At 59.4% G+C, this 25,753-nt stretch carries 18 protein-coding genes and 2 tRNA genes; 5 read left to right on the forward strand and 15 right to left on the reverse strand.

Annotation, left to right across the window (positions count from 1 at the left end):
* Positions 1 to 38 precede the first annotated feature (38 nt).
* The 3 genes from ACVWXD_RS21925 to ACVWXD_RS21935 form a co-directional block, all read right to left on the reverse strand.
* Positions 39 to 488: a hypothetical protein gene (locus tag ACVWXD_RS21925; RefSeq protein ID WP_095186062.1), complete on the reverse strand. Its 450-nt coding sequence runs from the start codon at positions 486 to 488 to the stop codon at positions 39 to 41.
* Positions 485 to 1,417 carry an NAD synthetase gene (locus ACVWXD_RS21930; RefSeq protein WP_032890506.1) on the reverse strand — a complete coding sequence of 311 codons (933 nt, stop codon included), beginning with the start codon at positions 1,415 to 1,417 and terminating at the stop codon, positions 485 to 487. The genes ACVWXD_RS21925 and ACVWXD_RS21930 overlap by 4 nt, the downstream gene beginning before the upstream one ends.
* Before the next feature lie 209 nt (positions 1,418 to 1,626).
* Entirely contained in the window at positions 1,627 to 3,930 is a 2,304-nt protein-coding gene (locus ACVWXD_RS21935) for a YgiQ family radical SAM protein (RefSeq protein WP_032890504.1), read from the reverse strand.
* Positions 3,931 to 4,148: 218 nt separating this feature from the next.
* Between ACVWXD_RS21935 and ACVWXD_RS21940 the strand changes: the two genes are divergently transcribed.
* Positions 4,149 to 8,144, forward strand: coding sequence for a dermonecrotic toxin domain-containing protein (locus tag ACVWXD_RS21940; RefSeq protein ID WP_457371318.1), 3,996 nt, complete (start codon positions 4,149 to 4,151; stop codon positions 8,142 to 8,144).
* Between the two features lie 5 nt (positions 8,145 to 8,149).
* Here the strand turns inward: ACVWXD_RS21940 and dnaB are convergent, their stop codons facing one another.
* The 7 genes from dnaB to rnr form a co-directional block, all read right to left on the reverse strand.
* Positions 8,150 to 9,544 (reverse strand): replicative DNA helicase, encoded by a 1,395-nt coding sequence (dnaB, locus tag ACVWXD_RS21945; RefSeq protein WP_003217484.1) that lies wholly within the window; start codon positions 9,542 to 9,544, stop codon positions 8,150 to 8,152.
* A 110-nt stretch (positions 9,545 to 9,654) separates the two neighbouring features.
* Positions 9,655 to 10,101, reverse strand: a complete 447-nt coding sequence (gene rplI / locus ACVWXD_RS21950; protein ID WP_003171376.1) for a 50S ribosomal protein L9 — start codon at positions 10,099 to 10,101, stop codon at positions 9,655 to 9,657.
* Positions 10,102 to 10,119: 18 nt separating this feature from the next.
* Positions 10,120 to 11,010 carry a YybS family protein gene (locus tag ACVWXD_RS21955; RefSeq protein WP_032890500.1) on the reverse strand — a complete coding sequence of 297 codons (891 nt, stop codon included), beginning with the start codon at positions 11,008 to 11,010 and terminating at the stop codon, positions 10,120 to 10,122.
* A 36-nt stretch (positions 11,011 to 11,046) separates the two neighbouring features.
* A complete protein-coding gene (gene rpsR, locus ACVWXD_RS21960; protein WP_003171373.1) occupies positions 11,047 to 11,277 on the reverse strand; it encodes a 30S ribosomal protein S18 in 231 nt (76 codons plus the stop codon).
* Positions 11,278 to 11,306: 29 nt separating this feature from the next.
* Positions 11,307 to 11,729, reverse strand: a complete 423-nt coding sequence (rpsF, locus tag ACVWXD_RS21965) for a 30S ribosomal protein S6 (RefSeq protein WP_003171371.1) — start codon at positions 11,727 to 11,729, stop codon at positions 11,307 to 11,309.
* A gap of 311 nt (positions 11,730 to 12,040) precedes the next feature.
* Positions 12,041 to 12,802 (reverse strand): 23S rRNA (guanosine(2251)-2'-O)-methyltransferase RlmB, encoded by a 762-nt coding sequence (gene rlmB, locus ACVWXD_RS21970; protein ID WP_095186064.1) that lies wholly within the window; start codon positions 12,800 to 12,802, stop codon positions 12,041 to 12,043.
* Positions 12,799 to 15,432, reverse strand: a complete 2,634-nt coding sequence (gene rnr / locus ACVWXD_RS21975) for a ribonuclease R (protein ID WP_122682076.1) — start codon at positions 15,430 to 15,432, stop codon at positions 12,799 to 12,801. Before rnr ends, rlmB begins: the two co-directional genes overlap by 4 nt.
* Positions 15,433 to 15,656: 224 nt before the next feature.
* Here rnr and ACVWXD_RS21980 point away from each other — a divergent pair.
* From ACVWXD_RS21980 to ACVWXD_RS21995, 4 genes are all read left to right on the forward strand, one after another.
* Positions 15,657 to 15,743, forward strand: a tRNA-Leu gene (locus tag ACVWXD_RS21980).
* A gap of 153 nt (positions 15,744 to 15,896) precedes the next feature.
* Positions 15,897 to 15,983, forward strand: a tRNA-Leu gene (locus ACVWXD_RS21985).
* A 142-nt stretch (positions 15,984 to 16,125) separates the two neighbouring features.
* Positions 16,126 to 17,151: an iron ABC transporter substrate-binding protein gene (locus tag ACVWXD_RS21990; RefSeq protein WP_181644093.1), complete on the forward strand. Its 1,026-nt coding sequence runs from the start codon at positions 16,126 to 16,128 to the stop codon at positions 17,149 to 17,151.
* On the forward strand, positions 17,151 to 18,716 hold the full coding sequence (locus tag ACVWXD_RS21995; RefSeq protein ID WP_181644094.1) for an ABC transporter permease: 1,566 nt from the start codon (positions 17,151 to 17,153) through the stop codon (positions 18,714 to 18,716). The genes ACVWXD_RS21990 and ACVWXD_RS21995 overlap by 1 nt, the downstream gene beginning before the upstream one ends.
* Positions 18,717 to 18,735: 19 nt before the next feature.
* Here ACVWXD_RS21995 and ACVWXD_RS22000 read toward each other — a convergent pair whose 3' ends face one another.
* The 5 genes from ACVWXD_RS22000 to hflK all read right to left on the reverse strand — a co-directional run bounded on the left by ACVWXD_RS22000 (position 18,736) and on the right by hflK (position 25,676).
* A complete protein-coding gene (locus tag ACVWXD_RS22000; RefSeq protein ID WP_260367395.1) occupies positions 18,736 to 20,670 on the reverse strand; it encodes a methyl-accepting chemotaxis protein in 1,935 nt (644 codons plus the stop codon).
* Positions 20,671 to 20,809: 139 nt separating this feature from the next.
* Positions 20,810 to 22,099: an adenylosuccinate synthase gene (locus ACVWXD_RS22005; RefSeq protein WP_032890489.1), complete on the reverse strand. Its 1,290-nt coding sequence runs from the start codon at positions 22,097 to 22,099 to the stop codon at positions 20,810 to 20,812.
* A gap of 54 nt (positions 22,100 to 22,153) precedes the next feature.
* On the reverse strand, positions 22,154 to 23,341 hold the full coding sequence (locus ACVWXD_RS22010; protein WP_032890487.1) for an ATP phosphoribosyltransferase regulatory subunit: 1,188 nt from the start codon (positions 23,339 to 23,341) through the stop codon (positions 22,154 to 22,156).
* Between the two features lie 293 nt (positions 23,342 to 23,634).
* Positions 23,635 to 24,501, reverse strand: coding sequence for a protease modulator HflC (hflC, locus tag ACVWXD_RS22015; protein ID WP_010213607.1), 867 nt, complete (start codon positions 24,499 to 24,501; stop codon positions 23,635 to 23,637).
* The gene (gene hflK, locus ACVWXD_RS22020; RefSeq protein WP_032890485.1) at positions 24,501 to 25,676 is read right to left on the reverse strand and encodes an FtsH protease activity modulator HflK; all 1,176 of its coding nucleotides are present in this window, start codon (positions 25,674 to 25,676) and stop codon (positions 24,501 to 24,503) included. The genes hflC and hflK overlap by 1 nt, the downstream gene beginning before the upstream one ends.
* Between the last annotated feature and the right edge of the window lie 77 nt (positions 25,677 to 25,753).

The raw sequence follows: 25,753 nt of genomic DNA on the forward strand, positions 1-25,753 counted from the left end.
GTGGCGAGCGTGTGCAAACAGGTGGCGAATCTACCCAGTCAGCCGCGCTTACCCTTCGCGATCACCGCCTGGCGCAGGTGGCGTATTTCGAAGAGCTTTTGGCGCATTTCACGATGGCGCTTGCTGTTAAGCAGCAATAACCCCAGCAACGGAAACAGCACGGCCGAGCCATAGACCCAGCCATTGAGGCCGTATTGAATCATCGGCAGTACGAACAATAGGCAGGCGCCCAAATACCCCGCGACGAGCCGCGTCGCCCAGGGATACCCGCGCGCAATCATGACATTGCCAAAAACCAGCACCGCCACCAGCACCAGGATGGCGCCTCCCGAATAGCTGGACTTGAGGGCAGGATCGACACCGCGCAGATACGTCACGCCGGCCATGGACACCGCAGCCGAACCGGAGAAGATCGCCATGAAAATAGTGCCCATGAACACCGGGAAATATCGGGCCAGGAATCCGCCCATATCGGGAAAGCCGTTCATTCCGTCAGATCCTCGTACAGGCCGATAGCAATAGTTTCGGCCGTGCCCACGTGGCCGGTTCGATGGCTGCCCCAGATCCCCAACAGCCCCCCGATGGCATCCTTGAGCTGAGTCAGTGTGGCATGCCGGATTTCGGTGGAGCTGTAGCTCTTGGTCAACGTGCCGGCGCGCTGCTGCAATTTAAGCAACTTGGGGGTCAGGCTGGGGTCTTTCAGGCTCAGCAGTTCTTTGGTCAGCTTCTTGCGTTCCTGGCGGCTCAGGCCCTTGAGCAACTCGTACCAACTTTTGCCCAACGCAGCTGCTTTGTTGGCCTTGAGCAACCGAATCGTGGTCAAGGCACCTGTTCCGATACCCACCAACGAAGCCGCATCGAGAAGGGGGGAAACGGCGCCGTACCATGCGGCGTCATCCATGCGGTCGTTGGCATCCGGATCAAGCACTTCGTTATAAGTGCGCGCCACACCAAACCCGCATTGAGCGCTGCTGGCCAATGCCGCCGTGATGCCAATGCCGACCACAAACGCGCTGGCACCTGCGGTGAACGGCACCGCGACGCTGCCGCTGAATACCACGATCCAACCGATCACCGCGGCGCTACAGGACAGGCCCATGTCAAACGCTTCCTTCTGGAGGCGCCCTTCCCGGGGATCGGTCTTCACCTGCTCCACAAACTGTGCGGGCGAGATGTACTTCTGCGCCTCGCGCAAGATGATGCGCTTGGGTTTGATGCTGCAGATCGGCTTGAATTCGCGCAGGGTGATGACGTTGAAGTCGGCGTCGATGTACACAACGCCCGCGCCGACGATGCCGGGGTCGGCGTCGATGGCAGCGAACAGGCGCGGTAGGTTGATCTGGCTTTCGATGCGCTGGCGCGCCATGAACTGCGAACGGTTGAAGTCCATGCCGATGCCGGCCAGGGGGTTGCCCATGGGGTGTTCTTCCTTGAAGGGGTGGAGACCGAACTGACGCTATCGGGGGCAAGCCCCTCCCACATGTGATGTGTGAATACATTCAAAAAGTGGGAGGGGGCTTGCCCCCGATAGCGATTTAATGGGCGCCACCTTAACAAACAGACTCCCCACCGCCTAGAAAGCAAAACGCCAGCACGAGGCTGGCGTTTTACATAGTCAAGCGGCGATCAACGCGGCACAACCGGCTTACGCGCGGGCTTGCCGCCCTTGCCCTTGGCCGCATCGCTGCGCTCTTTGGCCGCCTGTTTGTTACGTGCCTGGGCCGCGGCCTTGGCTTGCTCACGCTTGTCCCACGGGTTGCTGCCATCGCTGCCACGAGGCGGCAGGCCAGTATGCTGGGTGAGGATCTTGGTGGTGGTTTCCTTGGCGACCTTATGGCTGCCGACCGGCGTCGAATTCTTGCGACGGGCGCTCTGGTAGCTGTCGGTGCTCGGCTGGTGCAGCGGGATCAGTTGGTCCTTGCCCGGCCCGATCAGGTCGGCACGGCCCATGCGGGTCAACGCTTCACGCAGCATCGGCCAGCCTTTCGGGTCGTGATAGCGAAGGAATGCCTTGTGCAGACGGCGCTGCTCCTCGCTCTTGACGATGGTCACCGCGTCGCTCTTGTAGGTGACCTTGCGCAGCGGGTTTTTGCCCGAATGGTACATCGCGGTGGCAGTGGCCATCGGCGACGGGTAGAACGCCTGCACCTGGTCGGCGCGGAAGCCGTTCCCCTTGAGCCACAGGGCCAGGTTCATCATGTCTTCATCGGTGGTGCCTGGGTGGGCGGCGATGAAGTACGGGATCAGGTACTGCTCCTTGCCCGCTTCCTTGGTGTACTTCTCGAACATGCGCTTGAACTTGTCATAGCTGCCGATGCCCGGTTTCATCATCTGGTTGAGCGGACCTTCCTCGGTGTGTTCCGGGGCGATCTTGAGGTAGCCACCGACGTGGTGCGTTACCAACTCTTTCACATATTCCGGCGACTCGACCGCGAGGTCGTAGCGCAGGCCGGAAGCGATCAAAATCTTCTTCACACCCGGCAAGGCTCGGGCGCTGCGATACAGCTGGATCAACGACGAATGGTCGGTGTTCAGGTTCGGGCAGATACCAGGGAACACGCACGACGGCTTGCGGCACGCGGATTCGATTTCCGGGCTCTTGCAGGCGATGCGGTACATGTTCGCGGTCGGGCCGCCGAGGTCGGAGATCACGCCGGTAAAACCAGGCACCTTGTCGCGGATCTCTTCGATCTCGCGGATGATCGACTCTTCGGAACGGTTCTGGATGATGCGGCCTTCGTGCTCGGTGATTGAGCAGAAGGTGCAGCCGCCGAAGCAGCCACGCATGATGTTCACCGAGAAGCGGATCATGTCGTAGGCCGGGATTTTTTCCTTGCCATACGCCGGGTGCGGAACGCGTGCGTACGGCATGCCGAACACGTAGTCCATTTCTTCGGTGGTCATCGGGATGGGAGGCGGATTGAACCATACGTCCACTTCACCGTGCTTCTGCACCAGGGCGCGGGCGTTGCCTGGGTTGGTTTCCAGGTGCAACACGCGGTTAGCGTGGGCATAGAGCACCGCGTCACCACGGACTTTTTCCACCGATGGCAGGCGGATCACGGTCTTGTCGCGGGTCATGCGCGGGCTGGCCAGGATCTGCACGACCTTGGCTTCTTCCGGGTCATCAACCGGACCCTTTTCCTGCTCGATGGCGCAGGCCTGGGTGTCCTGGGTGTTGACGTACGGGTTGATGATCTTGTCGACCTTGCCCGGACGGTCGATGCGGGTGGAGTCCACCTCGTACCAGCCTTCGGGCGTGTCACGGCGAATGAACGCGGTGCCGCGGACATCGGTGATGTCTTCGATCTTGTGACCCCACGACAGGCGCTGGGCGACTTCGACGATGGCCCGCTCGGCGTTGCCGTACAGCAGGATATCGGCGGTGGCGTCGATCAGGATCGAGTTGCGCACACGGTCCTGCCAGTAGTCGTAGTGGGCGATGCGGCGCAGGGAGGCTTCGATGCCGCCGAGTACGATCGGCACGTTCTTGTACGCTTCCTTGCAACGCTGGCTGTACACCAGGCTCGCACGGTCCGGGCGCTTGCCGGCCATGCCGCCTGGAGTGTAGGCGTCGTCGGAACGGATTTTCTTGTCGGCGGTGTAGCGGTTGATCATCGAGTCCATGTTGCCGGCCGCGACGCCGAAGAACAGGTTCGGCTCGCCGAGCTTCATGAAGTCGTCTTTGGACTGCCAGTTCGGCTGGGCAATGATCCCGACGCGGAAGCCTTGGGACTCCAGCAGCCGGCCGATGATGGCCATGCCGAACGACGGGTGATCCACGTAGGCATCACCAGTGACGATGATGATGTCGCAGGAATCCCAGCCAAGCTGATCCATCTCCTCCCTGCTCATGGGCAGGAATGGCGCAGGACCGAAACATTCGGCCCAGTACTTGGGATAGTCAAATAACGGCTTGGCTGTTTGCATGACGGTGACCGGTGTTGAGATGAAAAATCGCGGGCGCGGAATATAGCACAAATTTTGACCAATTCCGACGGTAATGGTCGGCTTTTAAACCGGCGATCTGCCGCTTCCGTATTCACCCCAGTTAATCAAGCACATACGGGGCTATTCCACTAACTCGTCGGCAAAAACATCCTCGATAGGCTGGTTTCAATCAACCACAGCCCCTGGTGGCCCAGCCCATGAATACACGCCCCACCCCACCACCACGCCGCCCTCTCCTGACGGCACATCACGCGATGATAGGGCCTCAGTTGCCGTCCTGGCTGCGTCAGGCACCCGCCTCGCAGCTCAAGGATTTTCGCGACTGCCTGATCAACAGCAACCTGGCCCGGCACGACCTCAAAGCGCTGCTGGGCGAGATCCAAAGCCCTGAAGACTTTGCCCGCCCCCGCTTGCGCGCGGCACTGACTGCGCAGTTTTTCACGCTGATTGCCGACGAAAACGCGATCCTAGTGCGCGAATGGAAAAACCATCACCTGCTCGGGCTGATAAAAACCCATGCCAGAACCACCCGGCAAACGCTGCTAGAGGCGGCCCTGCAGAACTTCGAAGCCTCTGAAGCGCAAGAAGGCGGCATGGAAACCGGCACGGCAATTTATAACGTCACGGCAACCGGCGAGGTATCCAGTTCGATCACTGGCCCGGCATTCGCCAAGTTCTGCCGCAATCTGGACCTGGGCGGCCAATACCTTGCGCATATCTTCAGCGCGCTTGAGCCGTCGTCGAGCTCCGCCTCGGGGCGCACGCCGCAAGAGGTGCGAAGGGTGTTTCGCGCTCAGGTGCAGCATGCCTTTGGGGTCGCGATACATATCGCTTATATGAACCGCCGCCTCACCGCCAAGCAGCATCTGCAACTGAACAGTCTGTACCGGTCGGGGTCACCCCCGGATATGCAGTGCCATCACCTGACGATCAACGAGGTGGTATTGCCGGGCGTGCTGGTGATTGAGGCGCCAAAGATCGGCCTCCCGTTCATCCTCTACACGCCCGACGATCCAAGCGCTGCGCTACGTCCGCACGCGAGCCTAGCCGAACTCAAGCGCAAGCTGGCCGAACGGCTGCTGGATGAAAACTACCGCGCCGTCTTCGAGCGGCTGGTGCCCTTGCAGCACCAAGGCAGCCTGCTGGACGCAACGCCGGAGCATTCCGGCTCAGACAATATCGAAATGGGAGGACGGATCTACACCGAGCCGGCCCATCTGAACCTTCCTGTGGACCTCACCGCATGCAGCGCAGATGTGTTCCTGTCCATCGCCGAGCACACCATCGCGCAGATCAAGAGTGATGCCCAAACCCTCGCGGCACTCACCGCAAACGTCGACGTGCTGAGCCGGCAAAAGCGTCTGCAGGGCTATATCGATGCGGGCAAATCCCTGCTGTTCTTTGCAGCGTCGTTCATTCCGATTGTGGGCGAAGTGCTGCTGGTGGTCAGCGCCGCCCAGTTGATCGACACGATTTACGAGGGTTTCTCCGCCTGGAGCCGCGGCGACAGTGACGAGGCGCTCAACGATCTGCTGGATGTGGCGGACAATCTCGCCCTTGCCGCTGCAACCGCCGGCGCGATCAAGACCGCAGGTTTCACCGCCGGCTTGATAAAAGTCCGAGTGCGCAACAAAGGCTGGCGCCTGTGGCACTCGGACCTCACGCCGTACCGTCATCCCGACGGGCTGCCGGAACATCTGGTTGCCGACAGCCAAGGCTTGTATCAGCACGGACAACAGCAGTTCCTGAAGCTGGATGATCACGCCCACGCCGTACGCCGTACCGCTGAGAGCAAGCAATGGGAACTGGCGCACCCGACTGACCCACACGCCTATTCACCACCGCTGCTTAGCAACCAAGTGGGCGGCTGGCGCCATCTGCACGAAACGCCCGGCGAGTGGGAGGACATTCAGCTCATTAAGCGTCTGGGCCCGGATGCGACGCAGATCAAGCAAGCGGCGGTGGAGCCGATCCTGTTGCTCTGCGGCGTGGATAAGGCGGCGCTGCGTCAGATCCATCAAGAGATGGTGCGCCCACCGCCATTGCTGCTAGATACCCTCAACCACTTCAATCTGGAACAAGAAATCAATGACTTCGACCTGAGTCGCGCCGAGGGCACGACGCTCAGCCCGCATTCGCCGCAGATTCAATTCCACCTCCTCACGTCACTGGCGCAATGGCCCGCCAACCGCGTGCTGAAAATTGTCGATGAACAACAGCAGGAGGTGCTGAGCCATGGCACCGGTACAGCCGAAACCCGGATAGACGCGGCGCGTTTCCGGCGTGGCGAGTTGCTGCACGCACTGCAAGAGCAACTGCCCCAAGACGAATTCAACGCGCTGCTGCCACCGGTGTATATCGACTACTTCACCAAAGTCGAAAACCTGGCGCGGACCTTGGAAGAACAAGCCGTAGGGCAAAAGCAGCGGCTGTTTACCTTACTCACCGCGCCGAATGAAAAACTGATGTCTCCGACCGAAAAGAGCCTTCACACCGCCGCGCCGACACTCTCCAAACGCCACCTTGAAGACATGCAAGGCACACTCTCGCAATCCGAGCGCCAGCAGCTGGAGGGGCTAACAACCTTACCGAACGCACAGCGCTGGGAAGCCGAGCAATACGCCCAGACCCAACAGGCAACGCGTTTGGGTGAAAGTATTTTTCTTGAATGCCTACGCAGCCGTGAGAGCGTGCCACTCGTTCTGCACACCCTGGAGCGCATCCCTGGCTGGCCGAAGACGCGCCTGATCGAAGTACATGACGTAAGCCACGGCGGCCCGTTGCTGGGTCGGATCGGCACCGCAGAGGTCACAGCCCGCGATGTGTTGATTCGCCAAGGCGAGCTTTACGCCCTCCACAATGACAAAAGTGCGCCCATGCCTTTGCTCGGGGCTATCGAGCGCATGCTGCCGGAGTCAGAGCGCAGCGTAATCCTGCAACACTCAGGAGCCGATTCGCTCGAGCAGGCGCTTTATAAAACCGGCTTGTCGGTGATGAACGAAGGCCCGCCACCCATTCGCACCCGAGTCGCCTCCGCACAGACATCAAGCGCAGTCGGCTTGCCCCTAGACCCCTTATTCAGCGACCCCTCGCCGCCGTTGGGCCTGACACTACGCGCAGACGGCATTCATCAAGCTCCCCCGCTGGCCAACGGCAACTATCGCTATTACATCCAGGACAACCAGAAATATTACCAAGTCAAATACGACACCATGGGATGGCACCTGCTCGATGCCCGCAGCCGCTTTCGTGCCTATCAGCCCTACCTGCGCCAGAAAACCGAGGGCGGCTGGGAAATTGATCAGGCCAAAGGCGCATTGCTCGGCGGCAAGGACTCACCTGTACGGCTGGAGGAAGGCATGGAATCCGGTGAGGAGTTTGAGTCGGCCGAATCGGTTAGTTTGAGCAGCGACTACGAGTCAGCCGAAGAGGGCGTGGTGAGGGCGCACTATTCTGCAACCGAGCTTAGCCAAATGCGCACCCACCGCGGCTACCAGTACAGCCAGAACTACCGGCGCATCTACGACCGCGCCAACAACGGCCGATACCCGTTGCGCGACACACTGGGCCGGCCTATGCGAATCCGGCAGATACAGAGCCACGGCAAATCGTTGACCACAGAAGCCGTCTTCGCCGCCAGCGAATTGCACCCCTACATTCGGTGGCAAGGTTACGAAAATGTGGCCCGCCTGTATGAAGACAAGCTTGAGGTCACCTCCTTCACCGCAGCTCATCAGAAGTGTGCACAGGAAGCGTCGCTGATTGGCGAGGCCACAGTCGTCACCCGCCGCGCTCTGAAAAAAGGTCAAGCATTGGGCGTCTACGGTGGAGAACTCTTGCCGCTATACGTCGCCAGGGCAAGGCAGGATCCTTACCTGATGCCGATCAAAAACCTCAGGCCTACTACCCCGCACGCCGTGAATATGCAATTGGTGCTCTCGGGAGACAACGCGCTCTCAAGGATAAACACGATTTTCGAGTACGAAGGCGAATTGCCGATCCGGCAGGCGAACGTCGGCTATAACGTTGAGGCCGCGCAATTTCGTATCCAGGCGCAAGTGGACGACAACACACACGAACAACTGATACTCACGGGGCTGTTCGCCAGCGAGGACATAGCCTCCGGCGCCGAATTACGCTGGAACTACCAGTACGACGAATCTACCATCCGGGAGCTGTTTCCTCGCCCTTAGTACGGTTACTCGTCTTCGAAGTTGTAACTGCCCGGCGCCAGGTTTTCGAAGCGGGTGTATTTGCCGATAAAGGCCAGACGCGTGGTCCCGATCGGGCCGTTACGCTGCTTACCGATGATGATTTCAGCGATGCCTTTATGCTCGGTTTCCGGGTGATACACCTCGTCCCGGTAAACGAACATGATCACGTCAGCATCCTGCTCGATCGCTCCAGACTCCCGCAAGTCGGAGTTGATCGGGCGCTTGTTCGGGCGTTGCTCCAGGGAGCGGTTGAGCTGCGACAGGGCAACCACCGGGCAGTTGAATTCTTTGGCCAGGGCTTTCAACGAGCGAGAAATCTCGGAAATTTCGTTGGTACGGCTGTCGCCGCTGGAGCCTGGGATCTGCATCAATTGCAGGTAGTCGATCATGATCAGGGCGATATCGCCGTGCTCGCGCACGAGACGTCGAGTACGCGCGCGCATTTCCGACGGACTGATGCCCGCTGTGTCATCAATAAACAGCTTGCGGTCGTTGAGCAGGTTGACCGCCGAGGTCAGGCGCGGCCAATCATCATCTTCCAGGCGACCGGCACGCACTTTGGTCTGATCAATGCGGCCCAGGGACGACAACATACGCATGATCAGCGATTCACCTGGCATCTCCAGGGAGTAGACCAGTACCGCCTTGTCGCTGCGCAACACAGCGTTTTCCACCAGGTTCATGGCGAAAGTAGTTTTACCCATGGACGGACGGCCGGCGACGATGATCAAGTCAGCTGGCTGCAGGCCGCTGGTCATACCATCCAGATCGGTATAGCCGGTGGACAGGCCGGTGATGGCGTTGTCTGTGTTGAACAGGGTATCGATGCGGTCGATGGCTTTGGTCAGCAGGTCGTTGACGCTGACCGGGCCGCCGGTTTTCGGCCGGGCCTCGGCGATCTGAAAGATCTGCCGTTCGGCCTCGTCAAGAATCTCTTCAGCGGTACGGCCTTCCGGGTTGAAGGCACTGTCGGCGATCTCGGTGGCGATACCGATCAACTGGCGCAACGTGGCCCGCGCACGAACGATCTGCGCATAGGCCTTGATGTTGGCGACCGATGGCGTGTTCTTCGCCAGCTCACCCAAGTAACCCAGGCCGCCCACTTGGGAGGTCTGGCCCTCCTTGTCCAATTGCTCGGCCAGGGTCACTACGTCGATCGGCGAGTTCTGGTCGGCCAGCTTGGCGATGGCACGGAAGATCAGGCGGTGGTCATGACGGTAGAAATCGCCATCCGAGACTTGATCCAGCACGCGTTCCCAGGCGTTGTTGTCCAGCATCAAACCACCGAGCACGGCCTGTTCGGCCTCGATGGAATGCGGCGGCACCTTCAGGGCAGCGGTTTGCAGATCGTATTGCTCAGGAGCTGAAATATCGTTCATGGCCACTTGGAATTTGGGGTTTGTAGAAAAACAAAAGGCACGACCTGTAAACAGGATCGTGCCCGATGTTAACCGTCCGGCACACGAGGTGCCAGCCAGTTAGGTGTTGCTTAAGCTGCTACCACGACAACGCGTACGGTGGCTTCAACTTCAGCGTGCAGGTGCACGGCTACGTCGAATTCGCCTACGTTGCGGATGGTGCCGTTCGGCAGACGAACTTCGCTCTTCTGCACTTCAACGCCGGAGGCGGTCAGTGCATCAGCGATGTCGTGGGTGCCGATCGAACCGAACAGCTTGCCTTCGTCACCGGCGGTGGCAGTGATAGTCACTTCCAGCTCAGCCAGTTGGGCAGCGCGAGTTTCGGCCGAAGCTTTTTTGTCTGCTGCTGCTTTTTCCAGCTCAGCACGACGCTCTTCAAACGCAGCCAGGTTGGCAGCGGTTGCAGCGGTGGCTTTGCCATATGGCAGCAGGTAGTTACGACCGTAACCGGCCTTAACGTTCACTTTGTCGCCCAGGTTGCCCAGGTTGGCGACTTTTTCCAGAAGGATCAGTTGCATGTGAAAATCCTCTAACTTTTAACCTTCACCGTTCGCGTTATCGGCGTCTTTCGGCGCAGAACGTCCGCGAAAATCAATCAGGCTGTCGACAATGGCCAAGACCACGAGTAACGGACCAATCAAGTGCATAAGCGGCAAGACAGTGACGTAAAACCCCACCAGCCAAAAACTGGCCAATTTTTTCTGCGCAACCAACCCATGAATCAAGGACAGGCCAGCGAAGAACAGCGGTACACCGCACAACGGCAACAAGATCAAGGTGTGCCAACCGATAAACGGAGCGACACACATGACGGCCAGCAGTGACAGCGCAACGCGCTTGGGGATTCGGATTGCGCGAAACTCGCTTCCGAAACCTCCGGGGTTATACAACAACGCTTGCCAGTAGCGCCCAAGAATCAGGCACAACACACTAAAGATCTGCACCGAAACCGACGTTGAAATGATCAACAGCGGGACTGTCAACGAAGCGAGAACTGCTTTCTGGTCCGCCGAGAACTTCTCGTAAGACTCACCCATCACCAGCGGCAAAACGTGTTGAAACGTCTGCGCCAATGACTCGATGAAAGAACCGAATACGGTCCCCAGGCTCACTGCACACAACAACCCCACGGCCGTGCTGACCAGCAGCACACGATTCCAGGAATGACCAGCGCGCAAAACCAACGCCAGACTACAACTCCCAAACAGCACAAGAAGCGCTGTCGGGTCTTGCAGGAAATGCCAGCTCACCAACACTGACAACAACCCTAGACCCAGGACGCTCAAAGCGTCCGAACCGCGCCGCAGAAGCACAAGGCAACCTGCAGCAGCACTCAACCAAAACAACATCGGCAACACTGCACATCCAGCCACTACCAGAGTGGCCTGCACACGACCGCGCATGATGAACTCAGCTAAGGCGCGCATGCATTCAATCCCTTACTACTTGTCGACTGCCCGGTCTCAGCGGCCGTGGCTGTCGGTGTAGGCCAGCAGGGCCAGGAAGCGGGCGCGCTTGATAGCGGTGGCCAGCTGACGCTGATAACGTGCTTTGGTACCGGTGATACGGCTTGGAACGATTTTGCCGGTCTCGGATACGTAGGCTTTCAGAGTGTTGAGATCTTTGTAATCGATCTCCTTCACTTCTTCAGCGGTGAAGCGGCAAAACTTACGACGACGGAAGAAACGTGCCATTTGATAGGCTCCTTAATAAGGTCCGTGGATTACTCGTCAGCGTTATCGCTGCTGTCGCTGTCATCACTATCAGCGCTATCAGCGCCTTCGTGCTCAGGACGGTCGCGACGCTCACGGCGCTCACTGCGGTTTTCTTCAGCCTTGAGCATCTCGGATTGGCCGGTAACGGCTTCTTCGCGACGGATGACCAGGTTACGGATCACTGCATCGTTGTAGCGGAAGTTGTCTTCCAGCTCGGCCAGGGCCTTGCCAGTGCACTCAACGTTCAGCATCACGTAGTGAGCCTTGTGAACATTGTTGATTGCGTAGGCCAGTTGACGACGACCCCAATCTTCCAGACGGTGGATTTTGCCGCCGTCTTCTTCGATCAGCTTGGTGTAACGCTCAACCATGCCGCCGACTTGCTCGCTTTGATCCGGGTGGACCAAAAAGATGATTTCGTAATGACGCATGAATGCTCCTTACGGGTTGTAGCCTGCCGCTCAAAAACGGTCAGACAAGGAGTGAATGACACTTATGGATCTTGCCGCAGGGAGGCACATGCGTGCCTGCCGAGTGGGCAAGGGGCGCAATTGTAGAGAAGGGGAAGAACGGGCGCAAGGTGATTGGTGATTATTTGAACAATCTCCCACACCTCACAAAAACAAATGTGGGAGGGCGCTTGCTCCCGATTGCAGCGGGCCAGTCACAACAGCTGTAACTGAACCACTGCTATCGAGGGACAAGCCCCCTCCCACATTTTGACGCTATATCAGGATCAGAATTACTTCTTCACCTTGGCCTTGATCTGGGCACCACGCTGACGCTGAGCTTCAAACAGGCACACGCCGGTCGCAACCGACACGTTGAGACTGCTGACGCTGCCTGCCATCGGCAAATGCACCAGATAATCACAATGCTCACGGGTCAAACGACGCATACCCTTACCTTCAGCCCCCATGATCAGAATGGTCGGTCCAGTGAGGTCCTGGTCATAAATACTGACCTCGGCCTCCCCCGCCGTACCCACGACCCACAGGCCTCGCTGCTGGAGTTTCTCCAGAGTGCGCGCCAGGTTGGTCACGGCCACCAACGGAATCACTTCCGCCGCGCCGCAGGCGACCTTGCGCACAACCGGCGTCAGGGTAGCCGACTTGTCTTTAGGCACAATTACTGCCAACGCGCCGGCAGCATCCGCCGAACGCAGGCAGGCGCCAAGGTTGTGCGGGTCGGTCACGCCGTCCAGCACCAGCAACAGCGGCGCGCCTTCGGTGCGGTCGAGCAGTTCGTCGAGCATGGCTTCGCCCCAGACCTGGCTAGGACTCACGTCCGCGACCACACCCTGGTGAACGCCTTCGACCCACACGTCCATTTCACGACGCTCGGCCTGGCCGATGGCAACCTTGTTTTGGGTGGCCAACTCAACCAGCGCCTGCACGCGAGGCTCGCTGCGACCTTCCGCCAACCACACTTGTTTGACGCGTTTAGGGTGATGACGCAGCAGTGCTTCTACGGCGTGGACGCCGTAGATTTTTTCCAGACTCATGACTTGGCCTTAGGTTTGCGCGACCCGCCGCTTTTCGCGGGGGCCGAACCCGCTTTTGGCGGGCCTTTACGATGTTTACTGGGTTTGCTCGACGGCTTTTCCGCCCCTTGGGACTTTCCCCCAGACGCCGCTTTACCACCGCTTTTGGCTTCGTTGAGCAACTGCTGCTTCAACTCGCGACTCTTGCGCAGCTCGGCGTTTTTCGCCGCTGCGTCACTTGGACGGTAGGCTTCGGGGGCCTTGTCCTTGACGGAGGACCGGCGACCAGCCTTGGCTGGCGCAGGCTCGGCGGCCGCTGCTTTCGCAGGAGTTCCTTTGCCTTTGGCGGTCGGCGCTGCGGTTTCGACGCCGCGCTTTTTACGACCCGCCGGTTCGGCTGGCTTGTCTGGCATACCGAAGTCGATCTTGCGCTCGTCAAGGTCGACGCGCATGACCTGCACTTCCACCGTGTCACCCAGACGGAAGCTGCGACCGGTGCGCTCGCCCGCCAGGCGGTGATGCACGGGATCGAAGTGGTAGTAATCACCCGGCAAGGCCGTAACGTGCACCAGGCCTTCGACGTAGATGTCGGTCAGCTCGACGAACAGGCCAAAGCCTGTCACGGCGGTGATTACACCCGGGAAGGTTTCGCCCACGCGGTCTTTCATGAACTCGCACTTGAGCCAGTTCACTACGTCGCGCGTGGCTTCGTCGGCGCGGCGTTCGCTCATGGAGCACTGCTCGCCCAGCTGTTCCAGGGCCGCCTCGTCGTACGGATAGATCCGTGCTTTCGGTATGGTCATGGCGCCAGCGCGCTTAACGTGCGGGGTGTTCTGCTTGGAATGGATCACGCTGCGGATCGCGCGGTGCGTGAGCAGGTCAGGGTAACGGCGAATTGGCGAGGTGAAGTGGGTGTACGCCTCGTAGTTCAAGCCGAAGTGGCCCTGATTGTCGGCGCTGTACACCGCCTGACTCAACGAGCGCAGCATCACGGTCTGAATCACATGGTAATCCGGACGGTCCTTGATGCTGGCCAGCAATGCCTGGTAGTCCTTCGGCGTCGGACCGTCCTTGCCTTTGTGCAGGGACAGGCCGAGCTCTCCGAGGAACGCGCGCAGTTTTTCCAGACGCTCCGGCGGAGGACCATCGTGCACGCGGTACAACGCAGGAATCTCATGCTTCTTCAGGAATTCAGCGGTGGCCACGTTGGCCGCCAGCATGCACTCCTCGATCAGCTTGTGCGCATCGTTACGGGTCGTCGGGGTGATTGCGGCGATCTTGCGCTCGGAACCGAAGACAATACGGGTTTCCTGGGTTTCAAAATCGATCGCGCCACGCACATGACGAGCACCCAACAGCACCTTGTACAGCGAGTAAAGCTGCTTGAGGTGCGGCACGACATGCCCGTACTCACCACGCAAAGCCTTGGCTTCGCTTGTTTTCGGCTGTTCCAGAATGGTACTGACCTTGTTGTAGGTCAGGCGCGCCTGGGAGTGGATCACCGCTTCGTAGAACTGGTAGTCGGTCATTTCGCCGGTTTTCGAGATAGTCATCTCGCACACCATGGCCAAACGGTCGACTTTCGGGTTCAGGGAGCACAGCCCGTTGGACAATTGCTCAGGCAGCATCGGGATCACGCGCTCCGGGAAGTACACGGAGTTGCCGCGCACCTGGGCTTCGTTATCCAGTGCAGAACCGATCTTCACATAGCTGGACACGTCGGCAATCGCGACAAACAACTTCCAGCCGCCAGAGAACAGACGCAACTTGCCGGGCTTGGCTTCGCAGTAGACCGCGTCGTCGAAGTCGCGAGCATCTTCGCCGTCGATGGTGACAAACGGCAGATGGCGCAGGTCGATGCGTTTTTCTTTGTCTTTTTCTTCAACTTCAGGCTTGAGCTTGGCGGCTTCTTTCAGCACAGCTTCAGGCCAGACGTGAGGAATATCGTAGGTGCGCAGCGCGACGTCGATTTCCATCCCCGGCGCCATGTAGTTGCCGACAACTTCAACGATGTCGCCCTGAGGCTGAAAGCGCGCAGTAGGCCAGTGGGTGATTTTCACCTCAACGAACTGACCGACCTTCGCAGCGCCATTGCGGCCCGGGGTAATCAGCACTTCCTGCTGGACCTTTGGGTTATCCGGCACAACAAAGCCAATACCGCCTTCTTCGAAGTAACGACCAACGATGGACTCGTGGGCACGGGACACCACTTCGACGATCACGCCTTCACGGCGACCGCGACGGTCCAGGCCGGAAACGCGCGCCAAGGCACGGTCACCATCGAACACCAAGCGCATTTGCGCCGGGCTCATGAACAGGTCGTCACTACCGTCATCCGGGATCAAGAAGCCGAAGCCATCACGGTGACCGGCAATGCGGCCAAGGATCAAGTCGAGCTTATCCACAGGTGCGTAAGTGCCACGGCGGGTGTAGATCAGTTGAGCGTCGCGCTCCATGGCACGCAATCGGCGGCGCAGGGCTTCAAGCTGGTCTTCGGTGGTCAGACCGAATTCTTCAACCAACTGCTCGCGGCTAGCAGGCGAACCCCGATCGGCGAGATGCGCCAGGATCAGTTCGCGGCTAGGAATAGGGTTTTCATATTTTTCCGCTTCACGAGCGGCCTCGGGATCGAGGGACTGCCAATCGGCCATTAGAGAGTTTTCACCTTGTCTATATGTGGGTTAGTTTGGCATACGCGTATTGAAACGGGAAATTTCAGGCATCAACAAGCGTTTTAAAGCCCTTAATGGCCCTCGCTGCGCACCTTGCACGACCATTGGCGAAATATTCCAGGCTTTTTTCATAGCAGGGGTTTACAGCTTATAAGCCTCTCCGTATAGTGCGCGCCATCGACGACGGCAACGTTGTTGATGATGCCCAGGTGGTGAAATTGGTAGACACGCCAGCTTCAGGTGCTGGTGATCGCAAGGTCGTGGAAGTTCGAGTCTTCTCCTGGGCACCAAATTCAGATCAAACCCGCGAAAGCGGGTTTTTTCGTTTCAGGCTTCTGATTTTTAACGTAAATCCCGATTTATTTTATTGAATCAGGGGTTTACAGATCAAAAAGCCCGCCGTATAGTTCGCCCCATCAACAGCGGTAACGTTGCTTGATAAAGCCCAGGTGGTGAAATTGGTAGACACGCCAGCTTCAGGTGCTGGTGATCGCAAGGTCGTGGAAGTTCGAGTCTTCTCCTGGGCACCAAATTCAGATCAAACCCGCGAAAGCGGGTTTTTTCGTTTCTGGGGCTGAAACTTTGCAGGTGATTCCCTCCTGGGTCGCACTTGAGAAGTTTTATCGTTTATCCTTGTAAGAATTTGTTGCTTACAAGTGAGGAACACCCCGGATGATGATCCGCGATACCCGCCCCAAGACATCCCTTCTGCGTGGCCTTACCATCACTCTGCTCGGCCTGGCCCTGCTCTCGCCCGCGGCCTACTCTGCCGACAAAGTTTCCCTGACCCTATACAACGGCCAGCACAAAGAAGTCGGCGACGAACTCGCCAAGGCTTTCGAAGCCAAGACCGGCATTCACGTCAACGTACGCAAAGGCAGTAGCAACCAACTGGCCAGCCAGGTGGTGGAAGAAGGCGACCGCTCTCCCGCCGACGTCATCTACACCGAAGAATCCCCTCCCCTGAACAAACTCGGCGAGCAAGGCCTGCTGGCCAAGATCGACGGGAGCACCCTCGACGCGCTGCCCAAAGATTACGTCGGCAGCAACGGCGACTGGATGGGCGTGACTGCGCGCACCCGCGTCGTGGCCTTCAACCCGAAACTGATTGCCGAAAAAGACCTGCCCAAATCCGTGCTGGATTTCGCCGGCCCCGAATGGCAGGGCAAGGTCGGTTTCGTGCCCACCAGCGGCGCGTTCCAAGAACAGGCCGTGGCGATCATCAAATTGCACGGTCGAGAGGCAGCTGAAGAATGGCTGACCGGCCTGCGCGCCTTTGGCAAGGTTTACAGCAACAACATGGTCGCCCTTAAAGCCGTGGAGAACGGCGAAGTGGCCACCGTACTGGTGAACAACTATTACTGGTTTGCCCTTAAGAAAGAAAAAACCAACCTGGACTCCAAGCTGCATTACTTCACCGACGGCGATGCCGGCGGCCTGATTACCGTGTCGTCCGCTGCCGCATTGAAATCCAGCAAGCACCCCAAGGAAGCCCAACAACTGCTGGCGTTCATGGCCAGTGAAGAAGGCCAGCGGGTCATCACCAACACCTCCGCGGAATACCCGCTGCGTAAAGGCATGGAATCCAACCGAGGCCTTAAGCCTTTCAGCGAGCTGCAACCGCCAAAAGTCACGCCTGCGGACCTTGGCAACGCCGAAGAAGCGCTGGAGCTGGAACGTGATGTTGGCTTGAACTGATGAACCCATCGCTACCCGCCACCGCCCTGCGCAGGGGATTGAGCCCTCGACGCAAACGCCCGTCAATCTGGCTGCTGCTTCCAGTGCTGTTTCTGGTTGGCCTGAGCCTGCTTCCATTGGCCTATGTCGGCCTTAAAGCCTGGCAAGCTGGATGGGCGGAGGCGGTGCATCTGCTGTGGCGGCCTTATGTGTTCGGGCTGCTGCGCAACACCTTGGCGTTGATGGTTGGGGTAACGGTAACCTGCGGCGTGATCGGCCTGTCCCTGGCTTGGCTGCTGGAGCGCAGCAACCTGCCAGGGCGACGTATATGGGGCGTGATCCTGTGCCTGCCGTTTGCGGTCCCAGCGTTTGTCAGCAGCTTTACCTGGGTGTCCCTGAGCGCCAACTTTGAAGGGCTGGGCGGGGCGATCCTGGTGATGAGCCTGTCCAAATACCCGCTAGTGTTTCTGCCAGTGGCAGCAACATTGCGTAACCTTGACCCCTCCCTTGAAGAATCTGCTCGCACGCTGGGCCTCAATCGCCGGGCAGTTTTTCTGCGCATTACGTTGCCGCTGCTGTGGCCATCGCTGCTGGCCGGGGCACTGCTGATCGCGCTGCATATGCTGGTGGAATTCGGTGCGCTTTCGATCATCGGCTTGCAAACCTTCACCACCGCGATCTACCAGCAGTTCGAGCTGGAATTCAGCAACGCCAACGCTGCGATGCTTTCAGCGGTACTGCTGGTGATGTGCCTTACCCTGCTGTGGCTGGAACTGCGCGTGCGCGGCAAGGGCCGACATGTACGTATCGGCCAAGGCGCGGCGCGGCATGCCGAGCAGGTTCGATTGGGCAAGTGGGCGCCACTCGGCCAGGTGTACTGCCTGGCATTGGCGGTCATCGGTAGTGGGATTCCGCTGGGCATGCTCGGCTACTGGCTGGCCGTGGGTTCGTCGGCGGCTTTTCCAGTGGCAGAAATTGGCGAAGCGCTTCTGTCCTCGCTGGCGCTGTCCCTGGGCGGTGCAGCGTTGTGCCTGGTACTGGCCGTGCCGGTCGGCCTGCTGGTGGTGCGCTATAAAGGCAAACTGGCGATCTGGGCTGAGCGTCTGCCGTACCTGCTGCACGCGCTGCCCGGCCTGGTAATTGCGCTTACGCTGGTGTATTTCGCCTTGCATTACGTGCCTGCGCTGTACCAGACGTCCGCGTTGTTGCTGATCGCCTATGCGCTGTTGTTCTTGCCACTGGCTCAGGCGCCGATTCGCACCGCCTTGAATAAGGCCGCGCCGCAGCTGGAGGAGGCAGCGCGCACACTGGGTGCTTCGTCGTTCAGTGCGTTTTGCCGAGTGACTTTGCCGATTATCTTCCCGGCGCTGGGGGCAGCGTTTGCGCTGGTATTCCTGGATGCGATGAAGGAATTGACGGCGACGCTGCTGCTCAGCCCGACTGGGCTGAACACACTGGCCACGGCAGTGTGGTCGCATACGTCCAATGTGGAATTCGCGGCGGCAGCCCCTTATGCGGCGCTGTTGATACTGGTGTCGGGGCTGCCGGTGTATCTGCTCACAACGCGGATGTATCTGAGTCGCTGAAACCGCTATTGAGGCAATGCTAAGCGCGAAACTGCCCCAAGCTCGCCTTCAACTGCGCCGCCAACCCATCCAGGACTTTGCCACTGGCGGTCGTTTCCACCACAGCCTGCGCGGCACGCTCAGCCTGGGCATGGATCACCTCCACCCGACCACGCACTGCATGGGCGCCCTGGGCCTGATGCTCAGCCGCACGGGTAGCCAAGCCGATCGCGGCATGCACCTGCTCTACCGAAGCCTGCACCGTCTGCTGCAAGCGCTCGCTCTCACGCAGCACCAGTAAACCTTCGCTGGCCTGGCGCCCGGCCTTGCCAATGGTTTCCACAGCCTCACGCGCGCCCTGTTGCAACGCCACGATATGCGCCTGGATATCACCGGTGGAGCTCTGGGTTTTACTGGCCAGCGCACGCACTTCGTCCGCCACCACCGCAAAACCGCGCCCGGTCTCTCCAGCGCGTGCCGCCTCAATGGCCGCGTTGAGCGCCAGCAAGTTGGTTTGCTCGGCGATACCATGGATTACCGTCAACACCACTTCGATCTGCTCACTTTGCTGAGCCAGCCGTTCGATCACCTGTGAGCCAGCCTGGACCTGCCCCGCCAACGCTTCGATCAAGCTGCCGACTTCAGCCGAAGTGCGTGAGTTTTCATCCGTGGCCTGGCGAATATCGACGACCTGTTGCAATGCGGCCTGCATGGCGTGGCTTTCGGCCTGGGCTTCGTCGGCCATCTGCGACAACGCGCGCAAGCTCTCGGCCACTTCGTCGCGCTGCAAGCCAGCCGCCGCATCAGCACCGGCATTACGCAAGGTCATGGCACCAATCTCCACACCGGTACGCTGGGCCACATCGCCCGCCTCGCGCACGATGGGCTGCAACTTATCCACAAAGCGATTGACCGCTGAGGCCATGTCGCCGATTTCGTCCTTGCTGCTGATCTGCACGCGCTTGGTGAGATCCCCCTCGCCCGCCGCCAGATCATCCATAGCGGCAATCAACAACTTCAGGCGATTGACCACGCGGCGACCGAGCACGACAGCGATCAACACCAATACGCCGAAACCCACTACGGCCAACCCCATGCCGATACGCCAGCGCAGCGTGCCCGCGGCCTCCTGCACGGCCTCGGTGGTGTTGGCAGTCATCTGGGTCGCAGTGGCCTGTGCCGACTGCAGGCGAGCACCCATGGCCGCCGCACTGTCGGCTGCGGCGCCTTTGAGACTATCGCCGACCAACTGATCACCGCTGGCAATCAGGGCGGCAAAGCGCTTGTCCAGTGCTTGCAGGTCGGCCTCTACCGAAGCAGTCGATACGCCCATGAGCACTTTGCCGATTTCTACGCCATTGGGGCTGATGGAGGCCTCAACGTAGAACACCGAAGGGTCGTTTTTCGCGGCATTCAGCACTTTGTCCAAGGCGCGGTCGCCTTGGCCTTTTTCCAGCAGCGCCTTGTTGATCGGATTTTCGCGATTAAGGTAACGGGTTAGATGCTCACCCGCTGCGTCGTCGTAGACCACAAACAGCACGTTGGGATTGCGCTGGGCGCGTCGGGCAAACTCGGACAATGTAGGTACGTCGCTGTCCCACATGGCGCGGGGCGCCACCGAAGCCAGCAGCTGCGCCATGTCGTTGGCGGAATCCTTCAAGTCTTTTTCCAGGGTCGCACGCAGCTGCTTCTGCTCTTCCTGCAGGCGTGTGGAAAGCCCTGCCGTCAGACGTTGCCGAGTGCTGGCAGACAAGCTATCGAGGCTTGACGTGACCTCCTTAGCGGCTTGGGCCAACTCACCAGACAGCTTCTGGCTATCGATACCCAGACGATTACCCAAATCAGCTTCCAGTGCAGTGACGGTGCTCCGGGTTAGAGCGACCGCCACCAGCACTTGCACCAAAAGGGCGATACCCAAGGTAACGAAGACCGGTCGCAACAGACGACTTTGTAACAACGACAGAACGGCAGACATCAAGAATCCCTCCACCACGGGTGCCATTAATTTGATAGCACCGCGAAAAAGAGAAACACAGCAAGGGTCGTGCCGCTTGGCAAACAGAAACGACAAAGGGCTCCCGAAGGAGCCCTTTGCTTTTTACATCAACAGCTTATTAAGCGAACGGATGACGCAGAACGATAGTTTCGTTGCGGTCCGGGCCCGTCGAAATAATGTCAATCGGCGCACCGATCAGCGCTTCGACACGCTTGATGTAAGCGCGGGCGTTGGCCGGCAGCTCTTCCAGGGTCTTAGCACCCACGGTCGATTCGGTCCAGCCCGGCACTTCTTCGTACACAGGCTGCAAGCCTACGTAGCTGTCAGCATCAGTCGGAGCAACATCATTGCCTTCCGCATCTTTGTAGCCGACGCAGATGTTGATGGTTTCCAGACCGTCGAGTACATCCAGCTTGGTAAAGCAGATGCCCGAGATGCTGTTCACATCGATAGCGCGACGCAGGATAACGGCGTCGAACCAGCCGCAACGACGGGCACGACCGGTGGTAGCACCGAACTCGTGACCTTGTTTGGCCAGGTGCGCACCGACTTCGTCAAACAGCTCAGTCGGGAATGGGCCCGAACCTACGCGCGTGGTGTAAGCCTTGGTGATGCCCAGGATGTAGTCCAGGAACATCGGGCCAACGCCCGACCCGGTCGCAACGCCGCCAGCGGTGGTGTTGGAGCTGGTCACGTACGGGTAGGTGCCGTGGTCGATGTCCAGCAACGAACCTTGGGCGCCTTCGAACATGATGTCTTTGCCAGCACGACGCAGGTCGTGCAGCTCGGCCGTCACGTCCAGCATCAGCGGCTTGAGCAGCTCAGCGTATTCCTTGCACTCGGCCAGGGTCTTGTCGAACTCAATGGCTGGCTCTTTGTAGTAACCGACCAGCATGAAGTTGTGGTAGTCCACCAGCTCACGCAGCTTGTCTTCAAAACGCGGCATGTTGAGCAGATCGCCCACACGCAGGCCACGACGTGCAACTTTGTCTTCGTAGGCTGGGCCGATGCCGCGACCGGTCGTACCGATCTTCAGCTCGCCACGGGCCTTTTCACGGGCCTGGTCCAGCGCAACGTGGAAGGACAGGATCAGCGGGCAGGATGGGCTGATACGCAGGCGCTCGCGCACCGGTACGCCCTTCTCTTCCAGCTTGATGATCTCGCGCAGCAGGGCGTCAGGTGCAACCACCACGCCGTTGCCGATCAGGCACTGCACACCTTCGCGCAAGACGCCCGACGGGATCAGGTGCAAGACGGTTTTTTCGCCATCGATGACCAGGGTATGGCCAGCGTTGTGGCCACCTTGGTAGCGCACTACGGCGGCAGCATGTTCGGTCAGCAGATCAACGATCTTGCCTTTGCCCTCATCACCCCATTGGGTGCCCAGGACTACGACATTCTTACCCATAACACTTGTCCTCATTCGCGCAAACTTGGTGCCGGCGATGGCCGGCAGGAAAACTCAAGAAGCCAGTGGCGATACTTGCCAAAGCCCGTTCTGCAGAATCAATTGCCGGTCGCAGTCCGCTTCACGGGCGGCGGCCAATGGCTGGCCAGGCAAGGCCTGGACAACACGCTGACCCTCACTGCGCAACTGGCAAACCTGCTGCCAGAGTGCTGCGTCCGTACTGTCGGGCATCCAAATGCCACCAGACGGCAGCTCGACCTCAGCACGCCCCAGGGTCACCAGGGTTTTCAAATCGGTGGAGAAGCCAGTCGCCGGACGCGCACGACCGAAGTCGGCGCCGATATCGTCGTAACGACCGCCTTGGGCGATGGCCTGGCCAACGCCCGGAACAAACACCGCAAACACCACACCGGTGTGGTAGTGGTAACCGCGCAGCTCGCCCAAATCAAAGTACAGCGGCAAATCAGGGAAACGTGCCGACAGCTGCTCGGCAATCGCCAGCACATCATCCAGCGCCGCCAGTACCGGCGCAGGCGCATTGGCCAGGCGTTCACGCGCAGCTGCCAGCACTTCACGGCCGCCGCACAGATTCACCAGCGCGCGCAGCATGCCAGCCAGGTCGGCAGGCACACCTTCGGTCAGTGCGATTACTTCATCGATAGCCTTACGCTGCAGGGCATCGAACAGCTGTTGCTCTACCTCACCGGACAAACCTGCCGCACGGGCCAGGCCACGGTAGATACCGACGTGACCCAGGTCCATGTGGACATCAGGCACGTCAGCCAGTTGCAGCATGGCCAGCATCAAGCTGATCACTTCAACGTCGCTGCTCGGGCTGGCATCACCGTACAACTCGGCGCCCAGCTGGATGGGGCTACGGGAAGACGACAAGGCACGCGGCTGAGCATGCAGCACGCTACCGGCGTAGCAAAGACGGCTAGGGCCTTCGCGGCGCAGGGTGTGCGCATCGATGCGCGCCACCTGCGGCGTGATGTCTGCCCGAAAGCCCATTTGCCGGCCCGATTGCGGATCAATGACCTTGAAGGTGCGCAGATCCAGGTCCTGGCCCGCGCCGGTCAGCAGGGATTCCAGGTACTCGATATGAGGAGTTACGACAAACTCGTAACCCCAGCTCTGGAACAGATCCAACACCTGGCGACGCGCTACTTCAATGCGCGCAGCTTCTGGTGGCAGTACTTCTTCGATGCCATCTGGCAGCAGCCAGCGGTCTACCGTTGCCATTACGCCATTCCCCTTTGATCCGGGCGGCCAGCCCTCGGCCGAGCCTTGAGTGAAGCAGAAAATACCCGCCCCCTGCATAAACCACGCGCAAGAGCGACGTGACGAACGGCCTGTAAACGGCCTCGTCGGGCACTTTCCTCGAAAAACCTGTCACGCCTGCCGAATCAAACATGCAGACGCAAAAAAGCCGGGAATTTCCCGGCTGCCGCATCATACACCCGTTTTCTGAAAGGATCACCCCGCCAGGCATTTTAGCCGCCCGACGGAGTGCGCCCTACAAAATCACAGGCTGATTACTTGGACTTTTCCAGGTAGCGGAAAAAGTCGCTGCTTGGGTCCAGCACCATGACGTCGGTTTTGTTTGCGAAGCTTTCACGATAGGCGCGCAGGCTACGGTAGAACGCGTAGAACTCCTGGTCCTGGCCGTACGCCTTGGCGTAGATCGCCGCAGCTTGAGCATCACCATCACCACGGGCCTCTTCAGACTCGCGATAGGCTTCTGCCAGCAGTACGCGACGCTGACGGTCGGCATCCGCGCGGATACCTTCAGCCAGCTCGTTACCCTTGGCGCGGTGCTCACGAGCCTCTCGCTCACGCTCGGTGCTCATTCGCTCGAACACGCTGCGATTCACTTCTTTAGGCAGGTCGATAGCCTTGACCCGAACATCGACCACTTCGATACCCAGCTCTTTTTCCGCCATCGTGTTGAGCGAACGCGTGATGTCAGCCATCAGTGCGTCACGCTCACCGGATACCACCTCGTGCAGGGTGCGCTTACCAAACTGGTCACGCAGGCCCGATTCCAGACGGCGCGACAAACGCTCGTCGGCAATCTGCTTGAGGCCGGAGGTCGCAGTGTAGAAGCGCTCGGCATCCTTGACGCGCCACTTGGCGTAGGCATCAACCATCACGGCTTTCTTTTCCAGGGTCAGGAAGCGTTGTGTTGGTGCATCCAGGGTCATCAGGCGGGCGTCGAACTTGCGCACTTGGTTGACGTAGGGCACTTTCACATGCAAGCCCGGCTGGACATCCGCCTGAACCACGCGACCGAATTGCAGCAGCACCGCACGCTCGGTCTGAGCCACGATGTAGAAGCAGTTCCAGGCAGCGATGACCACCACGACGCCCACAATCAGGGCTGTCAGCGATTTATTGCTCATCAACGACTCTCCCTGGTACGTGATTGCTGTTGCAGCAAGTCAGCGGCGGCACGGGCGCTCGCTTCGTTGGCAGCGGCATTGGAGCCGGAGGCCGGTGCGCTGGTGCTGCTACGACCACCTTCGATCATCTTGTCCAACGGCAGGTACAGCAGGTTGTTCTGCCCACCCTTGCTGCCGGTCACGAGGACCTTGCTGGTGTTGCTGAAGACTTCCTGCATGGTGTCCAGGTACAGACGCTCACGGGTGACTTCAGGAGCTTTGCGATATTCGGCGACCAGTTTGGTAAAGCGATCCGCCTCACCCTTGGCGCGGGAAACCACTTCGTCACGGTAACCGTTGGCATCCTCAAGGATACGCTGGGCCTGACCACGAGCTTCCGGCACAACGCCGTTGGCATAGGTTTCAGCCTGGTTGCGCGAACGCTGCTCGTCTTCACGGGCGCGGATCACGTCATCGAAGGCTTCCTGCACTTCGCGCGGTGCAGCTGCGCTCTGTACGTTTACCTGAGTGACAGTGATGCCGGTGCGATAGGTATCGAGGAACCGTTGCAGGCGCTCCTTGATCTCGCTGGCCATCAATTCACGACCTTCGGTCAGCACCTGGTCCATCGCAGTGGAACCCACCACGTGGCGCAGGGCGCTTTCGGTTGCGTGCTGCAGGCTGATTTCCGGCTGATCAACGTTCAGCACGAAGTCCTGCAGGTTGCTGATCTTGTACTGCACAGTCAGCGGCACTTCGACGATGTTCTCGTCTTCGGTCAGCATCTGGCCCTGCTTGGTGTAGGCACGCTCACGCGTGACATTCTCCATGTACTTCTTGTCGATCGGCGGGAAGTAGATATTCAGACCCGGCCCGACCGTTTCGTAGTACTTGCCGAAGCGCAGCACCACGGCCTGCTCCTGCTCGTCCACGACGTAGACTGCGCTGTACAGCCATACGGACGCCAGCACGACAAGACCGAGGCCCAGCAGGCCATAGCCGCCGCCCTTGCTTGTGCGACCACCGTCGTCACCACCACGTTTTTTTCCACCACCGAACAACCCATTCAGGCTTTCCTGCAGCTTTCGGAAGGCCTCGTCGAGATCTGGTGGCCCCTTGCGGTCGCCATTATTGCGGCGCTTACCACCCCAAGGATCCTGATTATTCGAGTTGCCACCCGGCTCATTCCAAGCCATAGCGCTCTCCATCTGATAAAGCAAAGACGCGCCCACGGCGCGCCGACCAATGCTACAGAATGCCTGCTACTGCGGCA

This window comes from Pseudomonas sp. TE3911, assembly GCF_054062775.1.